24 protein-coding genes are annotated in these 26,269 nt (G+C 63.6%); 8 read left to right on the plus strand and 16 right to left on the minus strand.

Annotated elements, in window-relative coordinates:
• Position 1: 1 nt before the first annotated feature.
• The 10 genes from gltX to pilM form a co-directional block, all read right to left on the minus strand.
• Positions 2-1,612 carry a glutamate--tRNA ligase gene (gltX, locus tag AAGD32_08290; protein ID MEM8874246.1) on the minus strand — a complete coding sequence of 537 codons (1,611 nt, stop codon included), beginning with the start codon at positions 1,610-1,612 and terminating at the stop codon, positions 2-4.
• A 31-nt stretch (positions 1,613-1,643) separates the two neighbouring features.
• On the minus strand, positions 1,644-2,567 hold the full coding sequence (locus tag AAGD32_08295; GenBank protein ID MEM8874247.1) for a CDP-alcohol phosphatidyltransferase family protein: 924 nt from the start codon (positions 2,565-2,567) through the stop codon (positions 1,644-1,646).
• A gap of 35 nt (positions 2,568-2,602) precedes the next feature.
• Positions 2,603-3,301 carry a phosphatidylserine decarboxylase gene (locus AAGD32_08300; protein ID MEM8874248.1) on the minus strand — a complete coding sequence of 233 codons (699 nt, stop codon included), beginning with the start codon at positions 3,299-3,301 and terminating at the stop codon, positions 2,603-2,605.
• A gap of 44 nt (positions 3,302-3,345) precedes the next feature.
• Positions 3,346-3,762, minus strand: coding sequence for an SRPBCC domain-containing protein (locus AAGD32_08305; protein MEM8874249.1), 417 nt, complete (start codon positions 3,760-3,762; stop codon positions 3,346-3,348).
• Entirely contained in the window at positions 3,759-3,923 is a 165-nt protein-coding gene (locus AAGD32_08310; protein MEM8874250.1) for a hypothetical protein, read from the minus strand. Before AAGD32_08310 ends, AAGD32_08305 begins: the two co-directional genes overlap by 4 nt.
• A 264-nt stretch (positions 3,924-4,187) precedes the next feature.
• A complete protein-coding gene (locus tag AAGD32_08315) occupies positions 4,188-4,445 on the minus strand; it encodes a GNAT family N-acetyltransferase (GenBank protein MEM8874251.1) in 258 nt (85 codons plus the stop codon).
• A 160-nt stretch (positions 4,446-4,605) separates the two neighbouring features.
• On the minus strand, positions 4,606-5,421 hold the full coding sequence (gene sdhB, locus AAGD32_08320) for a succinate dehydrogenase iron-sulfur subunit (protein ID MEM8874252.1): 816 nt from the start codon (positions 5,419-5,421) through the stop codon (positions 4,606-4,608).
• 135 nt (positions 5,422-5,556) lie between these two features.
• On the minus strand, positions 5,557-7,389 hold the full coding sequence (locus AAGD32_08325; protein MEM8874253.1) for a hypothetical protein: 1,833 nt from the start codon (positions 7,387-7,389) through the stop codon (positions 5,557-5,559).
• A gap of 97 nt (positions 7,390-7,486) precedes the next feature.
• Positions 7,487-8,851 (minus strand): hypothetical protein, encoded by a 1,365-nt coding sequence (locus AAGD32_08330; GenBank protein ID MEM8874254.1) that lies wholly within the window; start codon positions 8,849-8,851, stop codon positions 7,487-7,489.
• Positions 8,852-8,895: 44 nt separating this feature from the next.
• Entirely contained in the window at positions 8,896-11,127 is a 2,232-nt protein-coding gene (pilM, locus tag AAGD32_08335; GenBank protein ID MEM8874255.1) for a type IV pilus assembly protein PilM, read from the minus strand.
• Positions 11,128-11,469: 342 nt separating this feature from the next.
• Here pilM and AAGD32_08340 point away from each other — a divergent pair, with 342 nt between their 5' ends.
• Together AAGD32_08340 and dtd are read left to right on the plus strand one after the other, a co-directional pair.
• Positions 11,470-12,807 (plus strand): MiaB/RimO family radical SAM methylthiotransferase, encoded by a 1,338-nt coding sequence (locus AAGD32_08340; GenBank protein ID MEM8874256.1) that lies wholly within the window; start codon positions 11,470-11,472, stop codon positions 12,805-12,807.
• Positions 12,804-13,253 (plus strand): D-aminoacyl-tRNA deacylase, encoded by a 450-nt coding sequence (gene dtd, locus AAGD32_08345; protein ID MEM8874257.1) that lies wholly within the window; start codon positions 12,804-12,806, stop codon positions 13,251-13,253. Before AAGD32_08340 ends, dtd begins: the two co-directional genes overlap by 4 nt.
• On the opposite strand, the gene AAGD32_08350 is transcribed toward dtd, so the two are convergent.
• Positions 13,222-13,953 (minus strand): LuxR C-terminal-related transcriptional regulator, encoded by a 732-nt coding sequence (locus AAGD32_08350; GenBank protein ID MEM8874258.1) that lies wholly within the window; start codon positions 13,951-13,953, stop codon positions 13,222-13,224. The two genes, dtd and AAGD32_08350, sit on opposite strands and share 32 nt — an antisense overlap.
• A 277-nt stretch (positions 13,954-14,230) precedes the next feature.
• Between AAGD32_08350 and AAGD32_08355 the strand changes: the two genes are divergently transcribed.
• The 3 genes from AAGD32_08355 (at position 14,231) to AAGD32_08365 (ending at position 17,644) form a co-directional block, all read left to right on the plus strand.
• Entirely contained in the window at positions 14,231-15,286 is a 1,056-nt protein-coding gene (locus AAGD32_08355; protein ID MEM8874259.1) for a hypothetical protein, read from the plus strand.
• A 77-nt stretch (positions 15,287-15,363) separates the two neighbouring features.
• A complete protein-coding gene (gene lpdA / locus AAGD32_08360) occupies positions 15,364-16,761 on the plus strand; it encodes a dihydrolipoyl dehydrogenase (GenBank protein MEM8874260.1) in 1,398 nt (465 codons plus the stop codon).
• A gap of 10 nt (positions 16,762-16,771) precedes the next feature.
• Positions 16,772-17,644 (plus strand): hypothetical protein, encoded by an 873-nt coding sequence (locus AAGD32_08365; GenBank protein ID MEM8874261.1) that lies wholly within the window; start codon positions 16,772-16,774, stop codon positions 17,642-17,644.
• Positions 17,645-17,754: 110 nt separating this feature from the next.
• Here the strand turns inward: AAGD32_08365 and AAGD32_08370 are convergent, their stop codons facing one another.
• Complete coding sequence (locus AAGD32_08370) at positions 17,755-18,312, minus strand: Uma2 family endonuclease (GenBank protein MEM8874262.1); 558 nt, start codon at positions 18,310-18,312, stop codon at positions 17,755-17,757.
• 74 nt (positions 18,313-18,386) lie between these two features.
• On the opposite strand from AAGD32_08370, the gene AAGD32_08375 reads away from it, so the two are divergent.
• The 3 genes from AAGD32_08375 to AAGD32_08385 are packed head-to-tail and all read left to right on the plus strand — an operon-like array spanning position 18,387 to position 21,168.
• Entirely contained in the window at positions 18,387-18,803 is a 417-nt protein-coding gene (locus AAGD32_08375; protein ID MEM8874263.1) for a RimK/LysX family protein, read from the plus strand.
• Positions 18,800-19,939 (plus strand): 30S ribosomal protein S6--L-glutamate ligase, encoded by a 1,140-nt coding sequence (rimK, locus tag AAGD32_08380; protein MEM8874264.1) that lies wholly within the window; start codon positions 18,800-18,802, stop codon positions 19,937-19,939. Before AAGD32_08375 ends, rimK begins: the two co-directional genes overlap by 4 nt.
• Before the next feature lie 38 nt (positions 19,940-19,977).
• Positions 19,978-21,168: a glycosidase gene (locus tag AAGD32_08385; protein MEM8874265.1), complete on the plus strand. Its 1,191-nt coding sequence runs from the start codon at positions 19,978-19,980 to the stop codon at positions 21,166-21,168.
• 10 nt (positions 21,169-21,178) lie between these two features.
• Here AAGD32_08385 and AAGD32_08390 read toward each other — a convergent pair whose 3' ends face one another.
• The 4 genes from AAGD32_08390 to AAGD32_08405 form a co-directional block, all read right to left on the minus strand.
• The gene (locus AAGD32_08390; protein MEM8874266.1) at positions 21,179-22,435 is read right to left on the minus strand and encodes a glycosyltransferase family 4 protein; all 1,257 of its coding nucleotides are present in this window, start codon (positions 22,433-22,435) and stop codon (positions 21,179-21,181) included.
• 102 nt (positions 22,436-22,537) lie between these two features.
• A complete protein-coding gene (locus AAGD32_08395) occupies positions 22,538-24,172 on the minus strand; it encodes a vWA domain-containing protein (protein ID MEM8874267.1) in 1,635 nt (544 codons plus the stop codon).
• Positions 24,173-24,239: 67 nt separating this feature from the next.
• Positions 24,240-25,142 (minus strand): DMT family transporter, encoded by a 903-nt coding sequence (locus tag AAGD32_08400; protein ID MEM8874268.1) that lies wholly within the window; start codon positions 25,140-25,142, stop codon positions 24,240-24,242.
• A 309-nt stretch (positions 25,143-25,451) separates the two neighbouring features.
• Positions 25,452-25,790, minus strand: coding sequence for a hypothetical protein (locus AAGD32_08405; GenBank protein ID MEM8874269.1), 339 nt, complete (start codon positions 25,788-25,790; stop codon positions 25,452-25,454).
• Positions 25,791-26,269 lie beyond the last annotated feature (479 nt).

Consider the following 26,269-nt stretch of genomic DNA (forward strand, 5'->3'; position numbering starts at 1 on the left):
TTCAGGCGGTTTCGGAAAGCGCCGCGAGGGTCGCGTCGATTCGGGTGAGGGTTTTGTCCTTGCCGAGGAAGGCCAGCGTGTCGAAGATCGGCGGGCTGACCGGCCCGCCGGCGACGGCGATGCGCAGCGGCTGGGCGACCTTGCCGAGGCCGGCGCCGCTGCCCTCGCATTGTTTGCGGATCGCGGCCTCGATCGTCGCAGTGTCCCACGTCTCGACCGCCGCGAGCACCTCGCGGCTGGTTCGCAGATGCTCCAACCCGCTCGGCTCGCCCTTGCGGATGAACTTCGCGACCGCCTTCTCGTCATACTCGGTCGGTGCTTCGAAGAACAGGGTCGACTTTTGCTCGACCTCGGCGAGGACGTGAAAGCCGGTGTTCATCGCGAGAAGCGTGCGCAGCTGATCGTCGTCGCACCGGTGCAACGGGCTGTCGGGGTTGACGCTGAGCCAGTCCGTCATGGCGCCGAACACGCGTTGCGGCTCGGCGTGTTCGAACGCCTCGGTGCTGAACTTGGTCAGCTTCGCGCGGTCGAACTTGGCCGAGCTCTTGCCGATGCGGTCGAGGCTGAAGCGTGACACGAGCTCGTCCATGCTCATCCGCTCGGTGTCGTCGCCGGTGGACCAGCCGAGCAGGGCGAGGAAGTTGTTGAGCGTTTCCGGCAGGTAGCCGGCCGCGCGGAAGTCGGCGATGTTAATCTCCGGCAACTCACGCCGCTCCATCCCGATCACCGCCATCACTTTGTCCTGCTCGGCGGTTTCGAGCTGGCTCTTCTTGTCGCTGAGGAACTTCTCCACGTCCACGCCGTCGACGACGATCTCGCCGTGCGCGTCACGCCACTCCCGGGCACGCTCGCGGATGAGTTTGTCCTGATCGCGCTTGGACATCTTGCCGCCGCCCATCTTCTCGATGACCGGCAGGTGCGCGTACTTGGGCCGGTCGTAGCCGAGGGCTTCTTGCAGGGCGATGTGTTGGCAGGTGTTGAGTAGGTGCTCGGCCCCGCGCAGGATGTGCGTGATGCCCATCTCCGCGTCATCGATGACGACGGCGAAGTGGTACGTCGGCATGCCGTCGGTCTTTCGGATGACGAAGTCCTGAGCCTGGTCCGCGTCGACGCCGCACTTGGGCCCGAGCACCTCGTCGTCGAAGTAGTACGGCTTCTCCGCCATCGCGAACCGCACGACCGGCTTGCGGCCCTCGTCCTTGAACTTCGCCAGCTGCTCGTGGGTGTAGTTCTGCCGCTTGTACAGGAACGGTCGCTTGGCGATCGCGGCTTGGCCGCGCATGTTGTCGAGCTCGGCCTTGGTCTCCCACGCCTCGTACGCAAGTCCGCGCTCCATCAACTCACTGATCAGCTTGTCGTAGATCGGCACGCGCTTCGACTGGTACATCAGGTCGTCGGCGTTGTCCCAGTCGTAGCCGATCCACTTCAGGTCGCGCAGCAGCGATTCGACCGACGACTGGGTGGAGCGTGCTTGGTCGGTGTCCTCGATACGGAGGTAGAACTTGCCGCCGGTGTTGCGGGCCAGCAGCCAGTTGAACAGTGCGGTGCGAGCGCCGCCGACGTGCTGCTCGCCGGTGGGGGAAGGTGCGTAGCGGGTGACGATCTGGGACATGGGGTCAAGCGTAGGCCGGGCATTGCCCGGACTACGACGCGCTCGCATGGGCTCGGCGCCAGCGGCCGTGGAGCCACACGATCGGTCCGCTGAGCATGAGCGTCAAGGCGAACAGTCCCAGCACATAGCGGTGTTGCACGATGAGCAAGGCCACGATGCCAACGGCGAGAACCAGAACGCCGAGGTTTCTGCGACCGCGTAGCCCGCGGTTGACCAAGTGCGGGTAGCGGATGTTGCTGACCATGAGCAAAGCCGCGCCGAGCGTGACGACCGGAACGGCGATGGTCGCGATGATGCTCAACACGTGCAGCGTGGAACCGATCCCGCTGCCGGCGAAGCGGACGGCCTCTTGCAATAGATCTTGTTGCATGAGCGCGAGCCCGCAGACCGCGCCACCGGCCGCGGGTGAGGGCAGGCCGAGAAACGACATGTGATGCTGCTCGCCGTGCTCGTTGGTGACGTTGAACCGCGCGAGCCGCAGCGCGGCACAGGCGACGTACATCATGCTCACGCCGAAGATGAGCCGAGTGAGTACGAGCGGCAGATCGACGCCGTCGAAGCGGAAGACCTTGAGCGCGATGATCGCCGGGGCGACGCCGAAGCTGACCATGTCGGCCATCGAATCAAGCTGCCCGCCGAAGTCCGTGGTGTGGCGGGCGATGCGGGCCAGGCGGCCGTCGAGCGCGTCGAAGATCATGGCCAGCGCGATGAGATAGATGGCCGCGACAACGGTGTGTCGCATGAAGAACGCGGTGATCGGGTCGACGCTCGTGATGGTGGCTGCGTCGACCGCGTCGATCGGTGTGAGTGTCGCGACATAGATGGCCGCGAAGCCGCTGACCGCGTTGCCGAGGGTGGCGAGCGACGGAAGCGTGTGGACGCCGCGGATCACCGCTTTGCGTCGCACCCGCGCCCGGCGGTGCCGCTTGCGATCGCGTTCGACGTGGGAGTCCATTATGCAGAGGATAGCAAGTCGGCCGAGTGTGTTGCTTACACCGGCGTCGTGCTCGCCAACGGCTCGGCCTCGTCGTGGGTCTCGCCGACGCCGACCATGACCGTCCTGGCCCCCTGCACCTTGTCGCCGACGGCCACGAGCACGTCCGGGTACAACGCTTTGGGGACGGTCAGCTCGGTGCGGGAGCCGAACTTGATCATGCCGATGCGCTCGCCGCGGGTGACGGTGTCGCCGGCCTGCTTCGTGCAGACGATGCGGCGGGCGATGAGGCCGACGATCTGCTTGACCACCGCACGGACCTCGCCGGTTTCGGGGTCGGCGATCACGAGCGTGTTGCTCTCGTTCTCGTCGGACGCCTTGGCGTGGTCGAGGGCGTTGATGAACTTGCCCTTTTTGTAGATGACTTCCTTCACGACGCCGTCGCAGGGGCTGCGGTTGACGTGAACGTTGAAGACCGAGAGGAAGATGCCCACGCGCGTCGCCGGGCCGCCGACGAGTGGGTCGTCGTCAATCGTGGTGACGTCCGAGACCTTCCCGTCGGCCGGCGAGACATAGGTCTGCACGTCATCCGGCGAGGAACGTTCCGGGTCTCGGAAGAACGCGAACAGGAAGACGAGTGCCGGCAAGATCACCAGAGCGAGTGGCCACCAAACCCATCCGAGCGCGAAGCCGGTGAGCGCGAGCACGAGCGAACCGACGAGCAGTTCACGAAAGCCGTGTCGGGTGAAGGGCATGGCCAAGCGTAGGTCGCGCGTCGACCGGGTCGGTGGATCGGAGTTCAACGCTGCGCGCCGCGTTGGGCCGCCGATCGACCGAGCCGATCGATGACCTTCGGCCAGCCGAAGCCGAGAAACAGTCGGGCCGTCAGGTCGCCCCAGCCGAAGCCGGTGTGCGTCAGCGTGAGCCGAGTTTGATCGGTGCCGAGCGGTTCGAGCGTGAAGGTGACGATGGTGTCGAGCTTGCCCGCCTGCCAGCGGAGTTGAAGCATCTTCTCCGGTTCGACTGCGAGCACCTCGCCGTGGGCGATTCCGTCGAAGCCGGGTCCGGGCTTGGTGCGGAACGTGAAGGTGTGTCCGACGGTCGGGCGGAAATCGTTGGGCATCAACCATTCCGCCATCGCGTCGGCGTCGGTCAGTGCCTCCCACGCGTCAGCGACGGGGTGGGGAAGAGTGCGTTGGAGGCGGATCTGCTTCATGGTGCTTGTTTGCGGCGTGCGGCGGCTTTGCGGTCGAGGTGTCGCCCGAGGGCGTCGAGGCGGTCGGTCCAAAAGTGGCGATAGTGGTCGAGCCAGCTGTCGATGACAGCCAGCCCCGCCGCGTCGGCGGCGTAGAAGCGTCGGCGACCCTCCTCCCGCACCTTCCACCAGCCCCGCCTCGTACAGCGTCCGAAGCTGCTGCGAGATGTCCATGATGTCGACCAACGTTCCGACCGGCTGTTCCTCATCCTGGACCGCGTCGAGCAATCGACGACGGTTCGGGTCGGCGATGGCCTTGAAGATCAAGTCCGGGGAGCGCTTCACGGAGGCAATCGTGTAATCATTTGATTATGAATCAAATCGTGTCTCATCGACGCATCACGCGCACCGCATGTGCGTGAGCACTCAGCGTTGCGGCCGGTGCGTCAATCTTCATCCAGTCGGATCAGTCCGGCCTTGGCCGGTCGAAACCCGCAAGCCCGGTAAAAGGGTTCGAGATGATCCTCGAAGTCGACGTGCAGCCAATGGAGTCTTCGCGCCCGGCACGCTTGCGTCGCCTCATGTACGAGTCGACGACCAATGCCGTGGCGCTGGTGAGAGCGTCGCACGGTCGGCTCCAGAAGAAATCCATGTACGCCGCCGTCCCAAGCGACGAAAGCGAAGCCGACGAGTGAGTCGATCACCGTCAAACGCCGCGACGTGGAGCAGGCAGTGCTTGAGCTCGGCCTGCCATGACCCGGTGGTGTGGTTCGGCCATGTCGAGTCGGCGTACAGCTCGTTGAGCGTCTCGTCGTCGAGGGGCGGAGAGATGTCGTAGGTGATGGCGGCCATTCGGCCGCGAGCTTACTTGATGAAGAACCGCTTGAGCGCGTAGAAGGTTGCTTGGCGTTGGACGCTGGCGATGGACTCGAGGAGCGGGATTTCCTTCGGGCAGACTTCGACGCAGTTGCCGGCCTTCGAGCAGTCGGCGACGCCGCCGGGCTTCATCAGTTCTTCGAGGCGCTCGTTCTTGAGCGCCTCGCCGGTGGGGTGGTCGTTGAAGAGGCGGACTTGGCTGATCACGGCGGCCCCGACAAACTCGTTGGTCGGCGTGTACTGCGGGCACGCTTCGAGGCAGCAACCGCAGGAAATGCAGCGGGAAAGTGGGTAGCGCTCTTCTTGCAGGTCTTCGCTAATCGGTGGACCGGCACCGAGGTCGTAGGTGCCGTCGATCGGGACCCACGCCATGACCTTCTTCAGATCGTTGAACAACCGCGAGCGGTCCACCCAGAGATCGCGGATGAGCGGGAATTTGGTCATCGGCTCGAGCGTGATCGTGTTGTTGTCGTCGGTGATCTCGTCGACCAACGCCGAGCAAGATTGCCGCACGCGGCCATTGATAACCATGGTGCAAGCGCCGCAGACTTCCTCGAGGCAACCGGAGTCCCAGACCGGCGGGGTGGTGTTCTTGCCGTCGACGGTCGTGGGGTTGGCGGCGATGTACTGCAAGACCGAGATGATGTTCATGTTAGCCCGGACGGGCACATCGAAGGCTTCCCAGCGAGGCTCGGCGTCCGGCGAGTCCTGACGTTTGATGCGTACACGGACCGTTTTCTCGGCCGTCGCACGGCCGTTGGCGGTGTCATCAATCACGGCGGTTTCGGTCGGGGCAAAGTTCATCATCGGACTTGAAGTTTAGGTTACACCAAAACAGACGACGACCGCGACAGGGCGTTCATCAGGCGATTTGAAACAGGTCACGCCATCAAAACGCGGGTTTGTCGCGGTCGTCGGGGGTAAGCGAGCAACCGATGTTTATCGGCTGTCGGCAATCTGGATTTGATCGCGAAGCTCGTCGACTTGGTCATCGGAGAGGTCGGCCTTGCCGCGAATCTGTACTCGACCGTCGGTGTGAATGAGCACAGCGACGCGTTCGTTAGTGGCCGGGTCTTGGCGGACGTCGGCAAGGATCCAGCCGGTGGTGTAGTCGATGTCGTCCTTCATGCCGCCGATGGGATCCCCCGGGCTTGCAGTGAAACTCTCTTCGTTCATGGTTCCGTCTTTCCAACGGAAAACAGTGAACTCGGGCGAGTTGTCGTTGCCGCGGATTTCCTTGGCGAGGAACAGGTAGGTGTCGGGCTCGACTTCGATCTGTTCGGACCAGCCGGTGGCCAGTTGGTCGCTCTCGATGAACAGCGGGTCAAGCAGGGCGAGCTTGTCCTCGGGGAATTCGTCGCCCGCGTCGTAGTTCCAGAGCGGGTTCTGCAGGGCGTACATGACCTTGTAGCGGTAGGTCTTGCCCGGCTCGGCGGTGATGTCGTAGAGCCAGCCTCGGACATTGGCGTCGAGGTCGCTGTCGTCGAGAGGGTTGAAGAACGACCGGGGGGCGTAGCCGATTTCCTGGTCGCCGCGTCGGATGCCGGGCCGGCCACCGCGTGGATCACCGAACTCGTCGCCGTAGCCGAAACCGCCGAAGCCGAACTCGCCGCCATAACCTCCGAACTCGCCAAAGTTCTCAAATTCCCTGCCGCTTGGCGGACGGGACTGGGCGATGGGCAGGAAAGCACCGCTGTCAGGGCCGAACTCACCGCCGTAGCCTTCAAAGCCTCCGAATCCGCCAGGGCCACCGCCACGAGGACGATTGCCTTCCCTTTGACGACGCTGGGCTTCCTTCCGGCGGGCGTCGAGAACCGCTTCACGCTGTTCCGGGGTCAGGTCGTCGGGGATGGGACCTTCGAGGAAGTCCTCGGGGTTGAAGTCATCATCCCGGCCGGCCACGTTGCCCTCATCGCCTTCCTCTTCTTGCACCGGCTCAAACCGTGGGTCGTCGCCTTCCTCGAACTGGAAGAACGGTTCCATCACGATGTCGACCTGCTGTTGGGCCATGAAGTTGCGGAACGACTCTTCCTGGCCCTTGTTGCCGACGGCCGGTTCTTCGGGGATGAAGACGGTGGGCAGTCGGTCGATCTTGATCGCCGGGCCCCATTCGCCGTTGGGCAGGAGTTCCTCGCGGACGAGATGGGCGTCCAGGAAGACGGTCTGCTTGGCGACGTTCGGCAGAGCCGCCTGCTGCCAAGACTGACGCAGTTGTGCCAGGGGGATTTCGTAAACGACCTTCACCCAGTTGGTGTCGATCGCGTCATCAGGATTGCCTTCGGGCGCGACGTCGTCGATGCCTTCGAGGGCGAAGGGGATGGCCTTGGCCTTGCCGTCGTAGACCAACGCGACCGTGGCCGGGGGAATCTTGGGAAGTTCAGCGATGAAGACGCCGCCGCTTTCTTCGGGCATCTCGCCGCCCTCAGGGAGGTCCGGCAGTTCGAAGTCCGCGCCGAGGCTGGGCACGGTTTCCCGGGCGATTTGCGGGAACGTGTCGTCTTGCTTGTCGAACTTGGCCGCGATCGCTTCGACGACGTTTTCGACCTCGATGTCGACGGTGCGTGGATTGTTGATAGCCGATTGCAGGCGGGTCGCGTTGCCTTCAAGGAGCTTTTCGTCCACCTCGCCCGGTCCGACTTTGTCGCCGGCGAGTTCGGCGGTGGTCGGGTTGTTCAAGACGTACAGGTACACCATGAACAGAACGAACACGCCCGCCACGGCCAGGACGACCCATTCCAGATACTTCTCGGCAAATGCGGTGAGCTTTTCCATGTGAACTCCGTGTCATGTCCGGCGTCATCGCCGGGTCGAGGTGGGATAATAACAAAACTGGGGTGATAAGCGTGGAAGGTGGCGAGGCGAGAACGGGTCAGAACCCGCCGAACTCACCGCCGTAGCCCTCGAATCCGCCAAAGTTCGCGCCGCCGGGGAAGCCGAAGTTGCCGCGGTCGGATTCTTCTTCGACGTTCATGATCGCCGCCTGAACCGCCTTGGGCACATAGCTGGCGAGCCAGGAGCGGAGCATCAAGGCTTCGCCTTCGACCTCGAGTTCGACGACCGGCGCATCGCCGTAGAGGAACGACTGGCTTTTGGCCAACCCGTTGTCGATGACTTCCATGCTCGTGATGTTGAGCACCGACAGCAAGCGGTTGTCGCTGAAGGCAGCGAGCACCGCCGGTACCTCGGTCGCGTCGACCCGCATACGGACCGTGAAGGGCACGACCTCGTAGAAGGAGTTGCTCTTGCGGCCGGTGAGCGAAACGGTGTAGTCCGGCTCGATCGTCGCGGCTGGGTCGGCGGGGTAGTCCACGTCGGTCGGCGTGTTGCGTTGGTTGCTGCCACGGCCCGACTCCAGGCCGCCCAGTGCGTTGGCATCGACCTCCACGCGTAGCAGGTGCTTGACCGGGGCATCAAGGATGTTGGTCGCGTCGGCATTCGCGTCGGCGATCGCACCGGCGATTTCTTCCTGGGCCCAGAGTGCGACCTGGGCGTAGAAGACGTCGATGTTCGTCGGGGCCGTGTCGGCCGTCATGGACTGCGAAACTTCGAACGCGTCGGGGCTGACATAGAGCTTGGCCGTCTGGGCCTTGCGGGCGACCAATCGGTCGGCGAGCGCTTCGAGTTGTTCGTCGATCTGGGCCATGACCTCGTCCTCGTTGATCGCTTGGCCGGCCGCGTCGAACTGGATGCGCTGGCGAAGCACGCTCTCGATCCGCTCGGCTTCGCGATCGAGCTCATCGCTGTCGAGCGGGAACGTGCCCTGCAGTGGGTTGGCCACAAGCGAGCTTTCGGGCGTATCGCCGTTGGCGTTCATCCGACGCTGGTAGGTGCGTTGGAACCCTTGCAGCAGCACGATGCGGTTCGGCTCGCCGAGTTCGAGGGGGAGTGCGCCGTCGACCAACGGCCGCTTGGCGTTGATCGCGTCGATGAGGCTGATGACCTGATCGGCCGACTGGCTGAAGTTTTCGACGGCTTCGACGCCGAGGTTGTAGTTGGCCTCGGTCGGGAAGACGGTCAGCTCTTCCGGCTCGTCGCCGTCGATGCTGATGTCAGGCAGCGAGCGCGACTTGTTCAGCAGGCTCGACAGGTCCGAGTCGAGATTGGCGCGTGTTTCCACCTCGCCTTGCAGGCTCGCAAGCATGCCGGGCAGCGGATAGAACAGGCCGGCCACGATCGAGGCGATGGCGATCAGGCCGAACACGATGTACAGGCCGAATTTCTTGATGAAGTCCATGGGGCCACCTTGTTGGGGCAAAAAGGTCGGTTAACTGACTCATGTTACTGGTTCAATGCGGTGGCGTTGAAGTCGCCGTCGACGGGGTCCTCACCCTCGGGGGCAGCTTCCGGCTCGTACGGCTCGGGATCGACCATGACCGCGAGGTACACGGTGATTTCCCAGTCGTCGAGCTGTGACTCGCCGGTCAGTCGGTCGAGATAGGCGGCGTTTCCGTCCTCGTCGTCGTAAAGATTGCCTTGGCGACCAGATCGGTTGCGTTGGTTGTTGCGAGGGCGGAAGTCTCTGGGCGGTCCCCCGAACTCGCCAAAGTTCTCGAAGCCCCCGAACTCGCCCCCGTAGCCTTCGAACCCGCCAAACCCGCCGCGGTTGCCACGGGTGTTGTTGCGGCGGGTGCCGAGGTCGGCGCCGAGTTGAGTTTCTTCCTGTGTGGCGGTGTACGCTCGTTCCATGTCGTCGAGACGCTGGTTATTGCGCTTGAACTGGTCGGAATCGGCGACGACGGCTTTGACGACTTTGTAGCGTGCGTTGGGGTTGTCCGGGTTGGGGCCGATCGCTTCGAGGGCGGGGATGACCTCGCTGGACACGAACACGTCCGCCTGGGCCATCGGTGAGATCAGGTCAAGCTGGACGACAAAGCCACGGGCGTCGGCGGGGACTGGGCCTTCGGTGGCCGGTGCTTCCTCGGCGTCTCTGCCACGGCCGAACTGTCGGCCGCGGGTGCGTTCGCCCAGTGCCGAGCCGGCCGCGGTGACGAAGTCGGTGTCGTTAGCGATGCTCGCCAAATCCGAGACGTACTTGGCTTGGAAACCCTCGATCTGCACGATCGTTCGCTGGTCGCGGGGGACTTGCTTGACCATGTCGGCATCGCCTTCGGCCAGCCCTCGGGCGACCTCTGGCTGTGGTTGTGGCAACGCGACGAAGGGTGCGGGATAGAAGTCGGCCCAGAACGTCTGGTACTCGGCGAGGTCGCGGGCGTTGCGGATCTTGACCAGGTTGTCACCGCCGGCATCCTGGACGTTGCTGGCCCACTGACTGTCGAGGTTGCGTGCCTTGGAAAGGATCTGGTCCACGTCGCGGCGGTTGTCCTCGGCAACGGGGTTGTTGAACGCCAGTGAGTTCACGCCGAACGCCGCCAGCGGCACCATCGCGCCCACGACGAACAGTGCGGCAGCCGCGGCGAACCACTTGGTCTTTCCGGCCCAAAGTTGTTCCTTGCGGATGTGCTCGGGCAGGAGGTTGGCTTGCACGGACGTTTCTCCCAGCCCTTGCAACGCGAGTCCGTAGGCCGCTCCGAGCGAGAGCAGTTGGTCGGAGTACGCCGAAGCCTTGGCGCTGTCGCTCGGCGGGTTGGCCAGGAACCGATCGGGCCGATCGACCGGCATCGAGAGGTTCTGCTGGAGGTACTTGGCCAGCATGGGCAGCTTGAACCCGCCGCCCATCGGGATCACCTTGCGGATCTTCTTGTCCTTGTGGGTCGAGGTATAGAAGCCCTGCGAACGTTGGATCTCGGAGACGAGCTCGGCGAAGATCGGCCGCATGGCCTGGAAGATCTGCCGCGAGTACTTGGAGGATTTGGCTTCACGCTTGAGCTTTTCGGCCTTGGCGAAGTCGACCTTGAACGCCGACTCGATCGCCTCGGTGAAGCTGTTGCCGCCGATGGGGATATTGCGGGTCCAGATCGTGTGATCGTCGGCGATGATCAGGTCGGTGTTGTCCATCCCCATGTCGAGGATCATCGCCGCACCCTTGACCAGCCGACCGTCGTGCTGGACGCCGTTGTAGAGGGCCAGCGGGTTGGTCTGGACGAGTTGGACGTTGAGTTCGAGATCAGTGAAGTTCGCGACGTGCTGGTTCACCAACTCTTTTCGCATCGCGAAGATGCCGACTTCGAGGTCCGGATCATCGGGTTCCTGGAAGAGCTGGTATGACCATTCGACATCGTCGAGCGGGAAGGGGATCTGCTGGATGGCTTCGAAGTTGACAATCTTGTCGACTTCTTTGGCCTCGACGGGCGGGAGCTTGACGAACTTGGAGAACGTCTGCCCGCCGGTGACGCCGACGGCGATCGGGAGTTTCTTGGTTTCGTTTTCCTCGACGAACTTGCCCAGCGACTGCTGGATGAGCGTGTCGCGGTTGTCGCCGGCCTGGGAGAGCGGGGTCTCGTGCTCAACGAAGGCGAAGTCCTCGACTTTCAGCTCGCCGCCTTCGCGGGTGAGCTTGATCGCCTTGAGGGCGCGGTTGCCGATATCAATGCCCCATGCGGTGGATGCCATGGTCAGTCCCTTTCTTCGTGGGCCGATTCTTAACTGGCCGGGTCGGTGTACAGCTGTTTCACGAACAGTCGGTCGGACGGGTCCGGCCGGTGATGCAATGTGATCGAACACCGCCCTTGGCACAAGTGGGAGCGGGTTTCACATCCGGGTTTTCGGCACCGCAATCCTCCGATCGCGGCGATACTTCAAGCGGCCACGTCTGGTCGCGGCCGGCGGGGATCGAACCGGACAAGCGTTTCTCGTGTCCGGCTCGGGGCGACCCGCGACGCCACCTCCTGTAGCTTCGCGCGACGCCCCAGCATAACACATCCTCCACGCGCCACAAGCTTCTACGATGCACGCGTGCCTGAGGTTTTCGTTGAAAAGAAGCACCGGACCTTCTCCGTGCACACGCTCGGGTGCCGGGTCAACCATTACGAATCGGAGCAGATCGCTCAACTCCTGCGACAGCGTGGCCTGCGGCAGGTGGCGAAAGACGGCGACCTGCGCGTCGTGAACTCGTGCGCCGTGACCAACGAAGCGTCGGCCAAGAGCCGAAAGCTTACGCGCAAGCTCGGTCGGGGTATGGGACGTTCGCTGCCGGTGCTCGGCCAGGACGAGCCGGCGGGTGACGTGATCGTCGTCGGCTGCTGGGCAACGGCCGAGCCGGAGCAGGCCGCGACGATCGACGGTGTCGCGGCGGTCGTGACCCATCGCGATTCCGCCGCCGACAAGATCGATCGTGTTCTGGGCACACGTCATCGCGCGACGTATCTGCCGATGCTCGGCACCGAGGGCGCGGACCGGACCCGCGCGTTCCTGAAAATCCAGGACGGCTGCAACGCCCACTGCACCTATTGCATCATCCCGTCCCTCCGCGCGCGGCTCGAGAGCAAGCCGATCGAGGACGTGGTGGACGAGGCACGCAGGCTCGTCGACGCCGGGCACCGGGAAATCGTGCTCACCGGCATCTTCCTTGGCGCGTACGGCCAACCCACCGCGCTGCGTCGCCGACAGGATCGGCCCACCGCCGAAGCACTGGCGGAACTCGTCGAGGCGTTGTGCACGCGGGTGCCCGGTTTGCCGCGGCTGCGGCTTTCTTCGCTCGAACCGGGCGATATGAACGATCGACTCATCGGCGTACTGCTCGACCATCCGCAGCCGGTGCCGCACTTTCACCTGCCGTTGCAGTCCGGTTCGGACCGGTTGCTGCGTCGGATGAACCGGCAGTACGGCCGGGATGATTTTCTCCGGCTCGTCGACCTCGTGCGCGGCCGCTTCGATCGACCGGCGCTCTCCACCGACATCATCACCGGCTTCCCCGGCGAGGCCGACGCCGACTTCGCCGACACGATCGCCGTCGCACGCCACGCCGGGTTCATGCACATCCATGCGTTCCCGTACTCGCCCCGTCCCGGCACTGCGGCGGCACGCTGGACCAAGGACCACGTCAATGGCGCGGTTGCCAGGGACCGGGTCAGGCAACTCAACGATCTCGCGGCCGAGCAATCGCTGGCATTCCGTCGGCAGTTCGTCGGTGAAACGATGGACGTACTCGTCGAGCGTGGAACACCGTGTCACGGGCGAACCGGGCGGTACTTCGATGTGCAGCTTGACGACGTGCTTGACCCGGGCGACATCGTGAACGTGCGGATCGAGAACGTTGGCGAGGTGACACACGGCACGGTGGTACGGCCATGAGGACGGTCCTCCAACGCGTCGATGAAGCCCGTGTTGTTGTCGGCGGCAAACGGGTCGCACGGATCGAGCGTGGACTTCTGCTGCTGACGGCCGTGGAGGCCGGCGACACCGAGGCGTCCGCGATGGCTCATGCCGAGAAGCTCGCCGCGTTGCGTGTTTTCCCCGATGGCGAGAAGGCGTTCGACAAACCGGTGGGCGATGTCGGCGAGGTGCTGGCCGTGAGCAACTTCACGGTCGCCGCCGCGACGGCGAAAGGACGTCGACCCGCGCTCGCCCCGGCCGCAGGGCCGAAGGAGGCCAACGCGCTGTTCGGCCGGTTCGTCGATCGGCTGCGCGAGCTCGGGCTGCCCGTCGCCACCGGCATCTTCGGCGCGGACATGAAGGTCCACAGCATCAACGACGGTCCGGTGACGTTCATTGTCGGCGGGGCTGGCGACGCCCGATGAACTTCGCCATCAGCGCCGCCCGGCTCGTGACACCGAAGATTCGATAGATTTCCTTTACGTTGGCATGCACGGTGTGCGGCGAGCGATGCACGGCTTCGGCGATCTCTGCCTCGGACTTGCCGGTGAGAAGCTCGTCAAGGGTGAGCCCCAGCCGGGGGCGGAGGTTGGGCGAGACCTTGCCGGTGGTGATGAGCTTCGCGGTGTGCGCATGAACGGCACGTAGCGGCGGGGCGGTTTGGCCGGTCGGAGTCCGTGCGTGCATCAGCGTGAGAAAAACCCGATCGTCGTTGATCATCGTGCTGCCCATCCAAGAGGCGCGATCGTCTTCTTGTCGGGTCAAGTCGATCAACGGTACCACGACTGGCCGACCGGCACGGGCGACCGTCACACGCATGACCCGCTTCAGCCAGCCCGGTCTTTCGGCGAGTCGGTCGTGAAGACGGCCGGACCCGGACGCGCGATCCTCGACCGGGATCCCGGACGCTTCGATCATTCGGTCCGGCGTCAGTGTGATGCAGACCACGTCCGGCTTAGCTTTGGCGGAATTCGGTGGTTTGACGGCGTCGAGATCGGCCAGTTCGTTGGCGATGGTCCGGAGTTGCCATCCCGTGTCAGGCGGACCGTCCATGAGCTTGACAGTGAGGCGGAGCAGCCGACCGACGATGTTCAACGGCAGTTGGCGGGGTGCGTGTCGCCGCACGGCGTTTCGCCCGTTGGGGGCTTTCTCATGCGGATCGTTTTCATCACGGACGAGCAGGGCTGAACCAGGAGAGCGGTTTGATTGTTTCGGTCTTGATTTGGTGTCGTCCATGTCCCTGCCCGTCACTGCTCGCGTGTGCGGTATCCAACCCGGGTTGGCCCCTGGAACCTTGTCCCACGCGTTTGCATTGGGGCGTCCGTTGCCCCGTGGCTCAATCGCCTGATCGGGTAGTAACCGGAATCGGGTAATGGGATTTTCAAGTGTTATGCTCCGCCCGATGTCCCAAGCCCGATCCGCTCCCCACGTCACCCTCGACGGCGCACGTTTCCTTTTTGACGGCCGGCCGACCAATCCCGGCAGTTCGTGCGAAGGCTTGCTCATGAACTGCCGGATGGTGCAGGCGACGTTCGACGACCTGAACCCCGAGACGCACTCACGTTGGAAGTACCCCGACGGAATGCCGTTCGACGCCGAGGAGAACACCCGGCGGTTTTGCGCGATGGTGCCGACCTACGCCGAGTGCGGGCTCAATGCCGTGACGATCAACCTGCAAGGCGGCAGTCCGCAGGGGTACTCCAAGCATCAGCCCTGGCACAACTCCGCTTACACCGCCGACGGGTCGCTTCGTACCGAGTACCTGCGCCGCACGTCCATGGTGCTCGACGAATGCGGCAAGCACGGCATCGCCGTCATCCTCGGGCTGTTCTACTTCGGGCAGGATGAACGCCTCGCCGACGAGGAGGCGGTCTGCCGAGCGGTCGATGGCGTCGTCGATTGGCTGCTCCAGCGCGGCGACCCGCACGTGCTCATCGAGATCGCCAACGAGTCCGACATCGATGACTGCGGCTTTCCTGGAAATTTCGGTTACGAGCACCTCATCCTCCGCGCCAACCCGCGCGGCCATGAGCTGATCAAGCGCGTCCAACAACGCTCGCAAGGCAAGCTGCTCTGCTCGACCAGCTACCGCGGCGGCGGTCGGCTCACGCCCAACGTCGCCGAGGCCGCCGACTTCATCCTGCTGCACGGCAACGCGGTCGACGACCCGGAAGAACTTCGCAAACTCATCCACGACGCCCGCAAGTGCGAGGGCTACCACGGCCAGCCGATCGTGATCAACGAGGACGATCATTTCGACTTCGACAAGCCCAACTCCAACATGCAAACCGCCATCGACGAAGGCGTCGGCTGGGGCTATTTCGACTACCGCATGGACGGCGAAGGCTACGAGGCCGGCTACCAAAGCGTTCCGACGGATTGGAGCGCCGACCACGAACGCAAACGCGGCTTCTTCGAGAAGCTACGGGCGGTGACGGGGCAAGGCGCTGGGCGCTAGGAGTTAGGCGCCAGGGCTTGAGACGGTGCATCGTGGCGAGCCCTAGCGCCTAACCCCTAGCGCCTATGCTCCCCCACATGGCACACGATTACGATTTGATTGTCGTCGGCGGCGGGCCGGCGGGGTACGCGGGGGCGATTCGGGCCGGGCAGTTGGGCAAGAAAGTCCTCTGCGTCGAGAAGGAAAACCTCGGCGGCACTTGCCTCAACTGGGGCTGCATCCCCACCAAAGCCCTGCTCGACAGCGGCGCGTTCGTCCGCAAACTCCGCGAGGAAGCCGACGAGTGGGGGGTCTCCTACGACAATCTGAAAGTCGACTTCAATAAGCCCATCCAACGCAGCCGGGCGATCGCCGCCCAGCTCAACAAGGGCATCGCGCACCTGTTCAAGAAGTACAAGGTCGAGCACGTCATGGCGACGGCGAAGGTCACCGGGCCCAACGAAGTCACCTTCGAAAAGGACGGCCGACCGACGAAGAAGACCGGGCAGTTCCTCCTGCTCGCGACCGGTGCCAAGCCCAAGAGCCTGCCGGGCATCGAGTTCGACGGCAAGAAGATCATCAGCAGCCGCGAGGCGATGAGCCTGACCGAGCAGCCCAAGCGGCTCGCGGTCATCGGTGCCGGTGCGATCGGCTGTGAGTTCGCGGACTTCTACAACGCGATGGGCACCGACGTGACGATCGTCGAGTACCTGGATCACTTGCTGCCGATCGAGGACACCGACTGCTCGTCGGCGTTGGAGCGCGTGTTCAAGAAGCGCGGGATCAATGTGATGACCGCGAGCAAGACAACGGCGGTGAAGACCGACGGCGACGGCGTCGTGCTGACGGTTGAGCCGCGCGACGGCGGAGATGCGACGACCGTGGAGGCCGACGTGTGCCTGCTCGCGGTCGGCGTGACCGGCAACATCGACGGGCTCTTCGACGGCGTCGATGTCGAGATCGACCGCGGCCACATCAAGGCCGGGCCGGACTACAAGACCAACATCGACAGCATCTACGCCGTCGGCGACGTCATCGGCCCGCCGTGGCTCGCGCACGTCGCCCACCACGAGGCCGTCGGCTGCGTCGAGGACATGTTCGGCGAGGGTCATGCCGCCATCGACTACCACCAGATCCCCGGCTGCACTTACACCCACCCGCAGGTCGCGTCCCTCGGCATGACCGAGCGCAAGGTCAAAGAGAGCGGCCGTGAATACAAAGTCGGCAAGTTCCCCTTCCAAGCCAGCGGCCGCGCCCTCGCCGCCGGCGAAACCGACGGCTTCGTCAAGCTCATCTTCGACAAGGACACCGGCGAACTCCTCGGCACCCACATGATCGGCGAACACGTCACCGAGCTGCTCAGCGAACTGATCATGGCCCAACGCCTCGAAGCCACCGAAGACGAAATCATCGCCATGATGCACCCCCACCCGACGCTCAGCGAAGCGGTGATGGAAGCGGCAGGCGTGGCCGACGGGCGGGCGATTCACTTGTAGGGAGAATGCTATGAACGATTATCCGTTGCCGCTGTACCTCAATCAGAAATACGTATTCGATGTGCTGGCGATGATGGAGAATGGGTTCTCGCATATATCAAATCTCAAAAGCCGATCGAGTTCCGAAGATGGCAATGCTCGCAGTCTAAGTGTCGATGTTGGCGGTAGTAATCTCTTCTCGTTCTTGGGCGTTACTCTTGGAGGCGGCCGTAATACGACTACTGCTAACGCGGAAACTGTCGAGGTGAGTACGGAGAAGGTCCACACGCCTAACTCGTTGTTTGAGAGAGTTCGTCGACACCTGCTCGAGCAATCTCTCGTCTCAACCGGCCCGGCGGGCGAAATGAAGCTAGGCGATTTTGCCGAGATTCGTTGCCGATTGCAGCCGAATCCTCTGGTGCGAACCCTTGAAGGAATGAGATCTATTCTGGAAAGTGCATTGGCTTTTGTTGAGCCGAAGGCGAAACCTAAAGACCACCCAGAGTCCAAAGCCTCATTGGAAAAGCAAGTGCAGCAGATTGATCACTTGTTGAAGTCGTTCTCTGATGCTCGCACTGTCGATCTCGTTGGATCAGTCAAAGACCAGGAAGTCCGCGTGGTGCTTTCGCTGGACCGAAACTATCTACTCGATCCGAGTCTTGGTGATCTTTTAGAAGCCGATCTTGCCGTTTTCGGTAAAGTAACTGCGGTGCTGGCCAGCGAGTCTGATCGCCCTGTGAATTTACTGCGGAAAACGCCGCTCGGGCTATTGGCCGCCGAGCGTGTTGCGGAGTTGTCCAAGCCACTGTCCGACGAATCTACAACTGACTTTGATCTTCCAGAAATGAGTACCACGGTAGTTGCTCCAGCAATTCAGCTTCTTCCGATTGCCGTGTTTGCGTGAGTGTTCCCAGCGATCGGTGAACGTGACGTTAAAGTTCGCTGGCCTCTTGGGCGGCATCGCGTTACCCGGCCCGGCGACGCTTGAGCCGAAGTCGGACGGTTAGCGGCTTCCTATCCGAATAGCTTTTTCACGGCGACGCTGAAGTTCGGCAGCACGTCCTCGCCGGTGAGCGTGTCTTTGACGCCCAAGCGGGTGTTGTTTCCGTCGGGGCGATGGACCATGACGTAGCGTTGTTCGCGCTGCACTTCCCACACGAGCTTCGCTCCGGCCGCGAGGTACTCGGCGATCTTGGCCGCTACTTCGAACGATGTGTCGTTGGGTGAGACGATCTCGACGCAGATCTCCGGGCAGACGTCGATGTAGGCCGCGTCGGTCGGGCGATCGCCGAGGCGATCGAAGGTGACAAAGGCGACGTCCGGTCGTCGGCCGCGCTTCGGGTCGTTCGGATTAATTCGGACCAGCCCTTCGACCGTTGCAATCCCGATCGGCTTGGCGTCTTGGGCTTCGTCGATGTACCTGCCGACCTTCAGCTGCACGCTTCGTTCTAGGTATCCCATCTCAAGTTTCTCTACGGGCGCACCATCGATCAGCTCCATGTGATCGCTGTCGGGCAGGTCGACAAACTGGTCGAGGGTCAGATCGGTGCTGGGTGCGTCGATGACGGACATGGCGTTGCTCCGGCAGAGAGTATAACACGTTGCCCCTTGTCGAAGTGCGTCGTTTGCCGTTACGTTTGGCCACGGTGAAGACCATCGGCTGGCGAGAACGAATCGACTTCCCCGAGTGGGGTGTTTATGGCATCCTCGCCAAGAGCGACACCGGGGCCGCGACGGGTGCGGTTGATACCGGGACGATCAAGGAGCTCGATAACGACCGGGTGCGGTTTCGCGTGCGGACCGGACGGGGGTTGTCGGAGAAGATCACGGCCAAGGTCAGCCGTCGCGGCGACGTCCGCTCGGCGCACGGCCATGCCCAGCCGCGGGTGTTTGTGGAGACGACGCTGCGTGTTGGGAAGACGGAGAAGAAAGTCGAGATCGGGCTGGTGTGCCGGATGCACATGAAGTGCCGCGTGTTGCTGGGTCGGGCGGCGCTGGAGGGGACGTTCCTCGTCGACAGCGGCCGGACGTACCTGCTGACCAGCCGAAGGACCAAAACATGAAGATCGGGATTCTCTCTCGTTCCATCCGGGCTTACAGCACCAAACGTTTGCGCGAGGCCGCCGAGCAGCGCGGGCACAAGGTCAAGGTGCTCGACACGCTCAAGTTCGGCCTGTATGTCGACGCGGAAAATCCGGCGCTGACCTTCCGCGGCAAAGCACTGACCGACTACGACGCCGTCGTCCCGCGCATCGGCGCGAGCATCACGTTCTTTGGCTGCGCCGTCGTTCGCCAGTTCGAGCAACTCGGCATCTTCACGCTCAACGGTTCCAACGGCATCAGCGTCTCGCGCGACAAGCTCCGCTCGATGCAGATCCTTTCGCGCCACGACATCGGCATGCCGCCCACGGCGTTCGTGCGTGATCGCAAGGACATCGCCCGCGCCGTCGAGTCCGTCGGCGGGGCACCGGTCATCATCAAACTGCTCGAAGGCACGCAGGGCATCGGCGTCGTGCTTGCCGAGACGGAGAAGATCGCCGAGGCGGTCATCGAAGCGTTGCAGTCCGGCGGACAGAACGTGCTCGTGCAGAAGTTCGTCGCCGAGTCCAAGGGCAAGGACGTGCGGGCGTTGGTCGTCGGCGATCGCGTGGTCGCGGCGATGCGCCGCAGTGCCGTTGGCACCGAGTTCCGCAGCAACGTCCATCGCGGCGGCACGACCGAGTCCATCGAGCTTGACGATGACTACCAACGCACCGCCGTCCACGCTGCGGCGATCATGGGCTTGAAGGTCGCCGGCGTCGACATGCTCGAAGGCAAGGACGGCCCGCAGGTCATGGAGGTGAACTCGAGCCCCGGCCTCGAAGGCATCGAGAACGCCACTGGCCGCGACATCGCTGGCGAGATCATCGAGCACCTCGAACAGCAGGTGCAGTTCCCCGACATCGACATCCGCCAACGCCTCTCGATCAAGGCCGGCTACGTCGTGTCCGAGTTCGTCGTCGACGAGAACAGCGAACTCGCCGGCAAGACGATCGCCGACAGCAATCTCCGCGATCGCGACGTGCTGGTACTCACCATCGTCCGTGGCTCGATCTCCATCCCCAACCCCCACGGCCACCGCGAAATCCTCCCCGGCGACAAGCTCTTCTGCTTCGGCAAGAAGGACGTCCTGCAACATCTCGCCCCGGCCAAGCGCTGATCGCTTGCGGTCACGCCGGCATCGGCGACGATCAGGGGATGCCTTCCATCCTCGACGACTACCCGACCAAGCTCGACGCCCTGCGTCGCAAACATGCCGACCTCATCGAACGGCCCAACGCGGTCGATGAGCGTTGGTACAACGGCGTATTTGATCGCTTCGAGCATCCGATCCTCACCGCCGAGCACGCGCCGATCGAGTGGCGGTACGATCTGAATCCCGAAACAGATCCCCGCCTCCAGCAACGCATCGGCGTCAACGCGACGATGAACAGCGGCGCGATCTTCCACGAGGGCAAGGTCAAGTTGATGGTCCGCGTCGAGGGGGATGACCGGAAAAGCTTCTTCGGTTTGGCCGAGAGCATCAACGGGCTCGACGGCTTTCGCTTCGTCGGCGATCCGATCGTGATGCCACCGCTGGAGGACGACGAAACCAACCACTACGACATGCGTTTCGTCGAGCACGAGGACGGCACGATCTACGGCATGTTCTGCGTCGAGAAACACGACCCGAGCGGCGCGACCAATGCGGCGATTGCACTGGGTGGGCTCGCGCGGACGACCGACCTCGTCAACTGGGAACGCCTGCCGAACCTGCAAACGACGACCGCTCAGCAGCGCAACCACGTCCTGCATCCCAAGTTCGTTGATGGCAAGTACGCCTTCTACACCCGGCCGCAGAACTCGTTCATCCACGCCGAGAAGGACACCGGCGAGACCGCGACCGGCATCGGCTTCGGCCTCTGCGACTCGATGGACAAGCCGGTGATCGAAACCGAACGCCCCGTCGACGATCGCGTGTATCACACGATCAAGGAACTCAAGAACGGCCAGGGCCCGGCGCCGATCGAGACCAACGCCGGCTGGCTGCACCTCGCTCATGGCGTCCGCGAGTGCGCCGCCGGCTTCCGCTACGTGCTGTACATGTTCCTCACCGCGCTCGACGACCCGGCCAAGATCATCGCCGCCCCGGGCGGTCACTTCCTCGCGCCGATGTTCGACGAGCGCGTCGGCGACGTGAGCAACGTCGCCTTCACCAACGGCTGGGTCCGCATGCCCGACGACACCGTGCTGATCTACTACGCCAGCTGCGACACCCGCATGCACGTCGCCCGCAGCACCGTCGGCCACCTGCTCGACTACGTCCAGAACACGCCAAGTGATCCGCGGCGGACGTACAAGTGCGTCGAGCAACGCCGGGCGTTGTGTGCCGCGAATCGCTCAAGATGACGATGGGTAGCTAGGCCGTCGCAGCTTCAGTACGTTCAGCCGCCTTCCCTGAAACCGTTGCTTCGACGTCGTCGATCATCTTGGCGCAGAGGATGTCCTGGCTCAGCGAGTTGCGGAGCACGCGCTGGGCTTCAGCGCCCATGTCAGCCAACCGCTGTTCGCTGGCGTCGGCCAGGTTGCGGATGGCGTTGACCGCGGCGTCGACGTCGCCGTGCGAGACGTGTTTGCCGAAGTCGTGGTTGTCCAACAGATCACTGACGTGCGACGGACGCGGGCCGAAGAACAGCACCGGTCGGCCCACCGCCATCGAGCCGTACACCTTGCACGGGTGAATGATCCCGACCATGTCGTCGCCGAGCGAAACCACATGCACGTCGCCCGCACTGAGCGAGTAGCGCAGCGTTTCAATCGGCTGGTAGGGCAGCGAGATGACGTTCTTCGCGCCGTGCTTCTTGATGAACGCTTCGACGTCCTTCTTGCCGAGCCCGCCGCCGACGAAGAGGAAGCGAATGCGGTCGTCGTCCTTGAAAGCGCGGGTCGCTTCGAGCAGCGTGTCGAGCGGGTTGCTGGGCGAGTGGTTGCCCGAGTACATGATGACGAACTTGCCGTCGAGTTCGTGCTTCTTGCGCCAGTGGTTCTCGTCGTGCGAAAGCGGGGCGTCGGCTTTCTCGTGGGGCCAGGGCGGGATGATGCTCATGCGATCCGCGACGGGCGCGCGAGCTTCGAGCCGGGCGGCCATGAACCGGTCCAGCGCGATCACGCGGGTGCTGTTGTGCAGGATCGTCTTGTTGATCGACTCGAGCAGGCGAGTGATGAGATCGCCTTCCTTGATCTTCCCGAGCGCGATGAGCTGATCGGGGTTGAGGTCCATCGCCCAGTAGACGGTTGGCACCCGGCGGAACATGCGGACAATCGTGACCGCCGCCCCGATCAATGGCGGCGACGTGCTGAAGAGGATCGCATGGACGTTGCGCGTGAATAGCCCGGCGAAGATCGCCTGCAGTGCGAAGCTCGCGGTGCCGAGGATGCGCAGGAGGATGTTCTTCTTGCCGAAGGATGAAAAGGGGAGCCGGCGGATGTGGACGCCGTCGCGCTCCTCGCGCGGCTCGTATTTCCGCGTCGGATCGTCGTACCCAGCCCGGGACGTCACGACCTGCACGTTCCACCCACGTCGCGCCAGCTCCGCGGCGGCATCGTGCATGTGCTGGCCCACCGACGCGGGGTCGGGGACGTAAACCTGGCTGAGAATGAGGATGGACTTGGACATGGCGGGTACGACGCCGAGGGGGCTCGCGCGTGGTCAATGATGCCACACGAACGTTAGCGCGGACGGGGTGCGGATTATCAGACCCGTTGCAAGGCAGGGTCTTCAACGGCGTAGCGCCTGCTGCGCCCTGTTCGCGGCACTGGCGGCGGCGATGTGCTTGCCGATGATGTCCATGACCACCGGCCCGCGGTCGGCGTAATCGGGCGGCAAGGTGGAGGTAATCACGCGCGTCGCCACCGCGCCCATCGGCTTGTTTTGGAAGTCCGCGTACGGGTCGGCTTCGGCTTCGTAACTGTCGAGGTCGTCGCGGTAGGTGATCGCCGTATCCCCGGAGGCCTCGATGGCTTCGGACATCCGACGCGCGTCTGGCTCGTCACGAATCAACATTACCGGTAGCACGCCCATTGTCCGCGCCTCGGTCACCATCGCCGCCAGCACGGGTACCGAACCGACCGTTGGATCGTCGTCGGCCTGGAGCACAACGACCTTTGCCCGGCCCTTTCGACTCTGCTCACCCAGCAGTCGCACTGCGACTTCGAACCCTGCAGCAGGTGCGCCCGCGGATCCGTCGGCTTGACCGCCGGGGTGGCCGGTGGGGACACCCGAGAGTCGATCTTTGGCCATCGCCTGCAGCAGCGCGTTGTAGTTGTTCGTGAGCGGGATGACGTCGAAGAGAAACGCATTGGGGTGGTTGTTGGCCATCGCTTCGCGACAACGGTCGGTCTGCAGCTCGGGGCGGATCTCGTGCCGGTAATAGGCGACGCCGACTCGGATATTGTCGCTGAGCACGGACAATGCTTGAAGTGTCACGGCCAGGTAGTGCTTGAGGTAGGCGTTACTTTGCTCGAGGCTCCCGGTCGCGTCGATGGCGAGAACCAAATCGACGCCGGAGATGCTCAAGTCGCCCAACTCGACCTCGCGACGAAACCGGGGGTCCTCCGCATCGTCGATCACGGTCGGCTCGTCGAACCAGATGCTGCCGCCGTCGTAAGCCCGCGGCATCGGCGTGAGTTCGAGCGTGTTGGCCCACTTTCGCCAGTCGCCGACCGACGCTTCGGGCGAGGGCGTGTCGGGTAGTTGGTTCAGCACGAAGCGGGTGCGATTGGCTTCGGCGTTGTCACCCCGAACGTTCCGGACGAGCCGCCCGATCATGTTCTTGTCGCCCCAGGCGAGCAGCGCCTGACCGGCGGCCTCGAGCGTTGCACGGCCGTCGTCGGTGCCGAGGTCGTTCTGGGCGATCGCGCGATTGATCAGGTCGGCAAACCGCGGCATGTCCCGTTCGACCGGCCGACCCGCCAGCGCGAGCAATAGCGGCCGCAACTCCGACCCGAGGAACACTTCGTCTTTGTACCGGCCGGTCGCGAGCTTGAGTCCCGCGTCCTGCCATGCGCGGACCTGTTCGTCGGTGAGCGAGGCATGGCGTGCGGCGAGTGCTTCCCATGCCGCTTGTGCGATGATCGGGTCCCCGCCGTCGGCGACTTCGACAAGTCGGGCCGTGAGTGGGGCACCGTCGTATCGGCTCAGCGAAATCACCGACACCAATCCGCCGAGCCGCGACTCGAAGTTCTCCGGTTTTCCGTAGAGCTTGGCGTAGAAGTCGAGCAACTGCGCGACGCCGTCATCCGTTGCGGCTTCCGATGTCGGCGCCGGTGCGGCGGGTTGGGCGATCGACGATCTCGGCGTCGTGCCGACGGCCAGTAGCAAGCCGGCCGCGACGAAGGGGCTGAACCAATGCATGGCGGGATGTTACCACGTCGGCCGTGATGCTTGCCGGGTTAACCCAACGAAAACGGACCGGGCCTGACTATCGCCGGACGATGACCACCAGCGCCCCGGCCGCGATCAGTCCGCAGGCCGGGAAAAACATCGCTTGTGGCACCTCGCCGAGCACCGGCACCGCGAGCAGAGTCGCGAACACGACCTGCCCGAGTGACGTGATCGCGACCACCTGCCCGCGGAGTTTGACCATCGCGAGGTTGAGAATGCTGTGCCCGACGGCGGTGGGGATGATGGCCAGCGCCAAGAGCAGTGCGATCTCTCGGCCGACATGGAGCGAGCCATCGGTGAGTTGGCTCACCTCACCGAGGGCAACGCCGCTGGCAAGGGTGATGACCGCCGCAGTGGCGTAGAGCGGCACGAGATAGCCGAAAATGCCCAACGCCTGATCCCCGGTCTTCTGCCGGGCACGCTTGGCCGAGACGAGATAGCCGACGGCGAGCGTCATGCTCCCGATGCAGATCAGGTCACCGATCAGGCCGGCCTTCTCGACCCGTGCCGATCCCGCTGCAAGAACCAGGACGCCAACCACGGCCAGCGCGCTGCCCCAGACCTCCCGCCGGGTGACCTTTTCCCCGACCATCAGGTACAGCGCGAACGGCATCGCGACCGGGGAGAGGTTGACGATGAGCGACGCGTTGGCGGCGGTGGTCAGGCGGATGCCGATGAACCACGTGATGAAGTGGGCCGCGAGCAGCGTCGCCGCCGGCAGCAACGCACGCACCGGGAGTACGGCTTTACCCGTTCGCCGCTCGGCGATCAGGAACGGCACCAACACCGCCGCCGCCACGAGCAACCGTCCCGACGCGAGCAAAGACGGCGGCATGTCCGAGAGCTTGACAAAGATCACCGCCGTCGAAAGCGCGACCACACCGACGCCGAGCAGGATGTACATCGAAAGCAGTGACTCGGATGCGGCGGGGCGTTCCACTGGTGGACAAGCGTAGGTGTTTGTCCTGGTAGGGGCTGATGCCGGTGGAGCGGCATCCTGAAGCCGGTCGAGAAAGGCACATACTCGGATCGGTCAACGGGCTGCCTATTGTCGAAACCAAACGGCTTTAGATTTTACCGATGTTGATCAAGTAGCACCTGACTCCGCTGATGACACCGCTTGGCGCCAATCGTGGTGATTGGCTGCTCTGTTGTGGCATGGGCGGAAGTTTCGTCGGGCGTTCTGCCCGCGGGTGCTTCCATCAACGCGTCATTCATCTGACGCCCAGTCGGGGCCAGCCTGATGGCTTTACAACATTCGCAGAACTTCCTGCACAGCCGTCGGCTTGTACGGGAGATGGTCGCGGCTTCTTCGCTGTCCGCCGTGGACCATGTCTATGAAATTGGTCCCGGTCGAGGGATCATCACATCGGAACTTGCTCGACGTTGTCGGCGTGTCGACGCGATCGAGGCGGATACGGCTTTGGTTGCCGAGCTTCGTCGGCGTTTTGCCGGCGATCCGCACGTCCACATCCGGAACGGCGACGTGCTGAGAGACAGATTGCCGAGAGGGCCGTTCAAGGTGTTCGCCAATCTTCCGTTCAATCGAACGGCCGCGATCATGCGGCTCTTGTTCGCCGGCCGGCATCCTCCCACCGATGCGTACCTGATCCTTCAGCGTGAGGCGGCCGCAAAGTATGCGGGGTTCGGGCGTAGGACGCTGCTATCGACGGTGCATGAGCCTTGGTATGTGATGGAAAAAGTCAGATCGCTGGCCCGTTCGGACTTCCGCCCACGACCGGGAGTCGAGACGGTGTTGCTACGGGTGCTTCCGCGTCGATCACCGCCAATCCCGTTGTCGGCACGCGGTGAGTTCGCGGACCTTGTCGCGATTGGCTTTTGCGGCAAGCGGAAGAACCTGCAGAACAACTTACGGGGATTACTCGGGCGACGGCAGTTTCGGCGGTTGGCGGATGATCTCGGTTTTCATGCCCAAACACTCGCGAGTGGATTGACGTCCAAGCAGTGGCATGCCTTGTTCGATTACGTTCGGCGCGAGGTTTGTCCACGACGCAGGGCCATAGTTGCTGGCGCGTTCGCTAGAGCCGGTCGGCCGACGAGGCGCGG

It is taken from the genome of Planctomycetota bacterium, from assembly GCA_039182125.1.
GTDB lineage: Bacteria > Planctomycetota > Phycisphaerae > Tepidisphaerales > Tepidisphaeraceae > JBCDCH01.

Coding starts and splice junctions, on each gene's coding strand:
- AAGD32_08355 (MEM8874259.1), top strand. CDS start 14,231: ATGTCCCAAGCCCGATCCGCTCCCCACGTCACCCTCGACGGCGCACGT.
- AAGD32_08370 (MEM8874262.1), bottom strand. CDS start 18,312: ATGTCCGTCATCGACGCACCCAGCACCGATCTGACCCTCGACCAGTTT.
- AAGD32_08405 (MEM8874269.1), bottom strand. CDS start 25,790: ATGCCGGCCGGCGAACAAGAGCCGCATGATCGCGGCCGTTCGATTGAA.
- AAGD32_08305 (MEM8874249.1), bottom strand. CDS start 3,762: ATGAAGCAGATCCGCCTCCAACGCACTCTTCCCCACCCCGTCGCTGAC.
- AAGD32_08295 (MEM8874247.1), bottom strand. CDS start 2,567: ATGGACTCCCACGTCGAACGCGATCGCAAGCGGCACCGCCGGGCGCGG.
- rimK (MEM8874264.1), top strand. CDS start 18,800: ATGAAGATCGGGATTCTCTCTCGTTCCATCCGGGCTTACAGCACCAAA.
- AAGD32_08390 (MEM8874266.1), bottom strand. CDS start 22,435: ATGTCCAAGTCCATCCTCATTCTCAGCCAGGTTTACGTCCCCGACCCC.
- AAGD32_08300 (MEM8874248.1), bottom strand. CDS start 3,301: ATGCCCTTCACCCGACACGGCTTTCGTGAACTGCTCGTCGGTTCGCTC.
- AAGD32_08395 (MEM8874267.1), bottom strand. CDS start 24,172: ATGCATTGGTTCAGCCCCTTCGTCGCGGCCGGCTTGCTACTGGCCGTC.
- AAGD32_08365 (MEM8874261.1), top strand. CDS start 16,772: ATGAACGATTATCCGTTGCCGCTGTACCTCAATCAGAAATACGTATTC.
- lpdA (MEM8874260.1), top strand. CDS start 15,364: ATGGCACACGATTACGATTTGATTGTCGTCGGCGGCGGGCCGGCGGGG.
- AAGD32_08325 (MEM8874253.1), bottom strand. CDS start 7,389: ATGGAAAAGCTCACCGCATTTGCCGAGAAGTATCTGGAATGGGTCGTC.
- dtd (MEM8874257.1), top strand. CDS start 12,804: ATGAGGACGGTCCTCCAACGCGTCGATGAAGCCCGTGTTGTTGTCGGC.
- sdhB (MEM8874252.1), bottom strand. CDS start 5,421: ATGAACTTTGCCCCGACCGAAACCGCCGTGATTGATGACACCGCCAAC.
- AAGD32_08385 (MEM8874265.1), top strand. CDS start 19,978: ATGCCTTCCATCCTCGACGACTACCCGACCAAGCTCGACGCCCTGCGT.
- pilM (MEM8874255.1), bottom strand. CDS start 11,127: ATGGCATCCACCGCATGGGGCATTGATATCGGCAACCGCGCCCTCAAG.
- AAGD32_08330 (MEM8874254.1), bottom strand. CDS start 8,851: ATGGACTTCATCAAGAAATTCGGCCTGTACATCGTGTTCGGCCTGATC.
- gltX (MEM8874246.1), bottom strand. CDS start 1,612: ATGTCCCAGATCGTCACCCGCTACGCACCTTCCCCCACCGGCGAGCAG.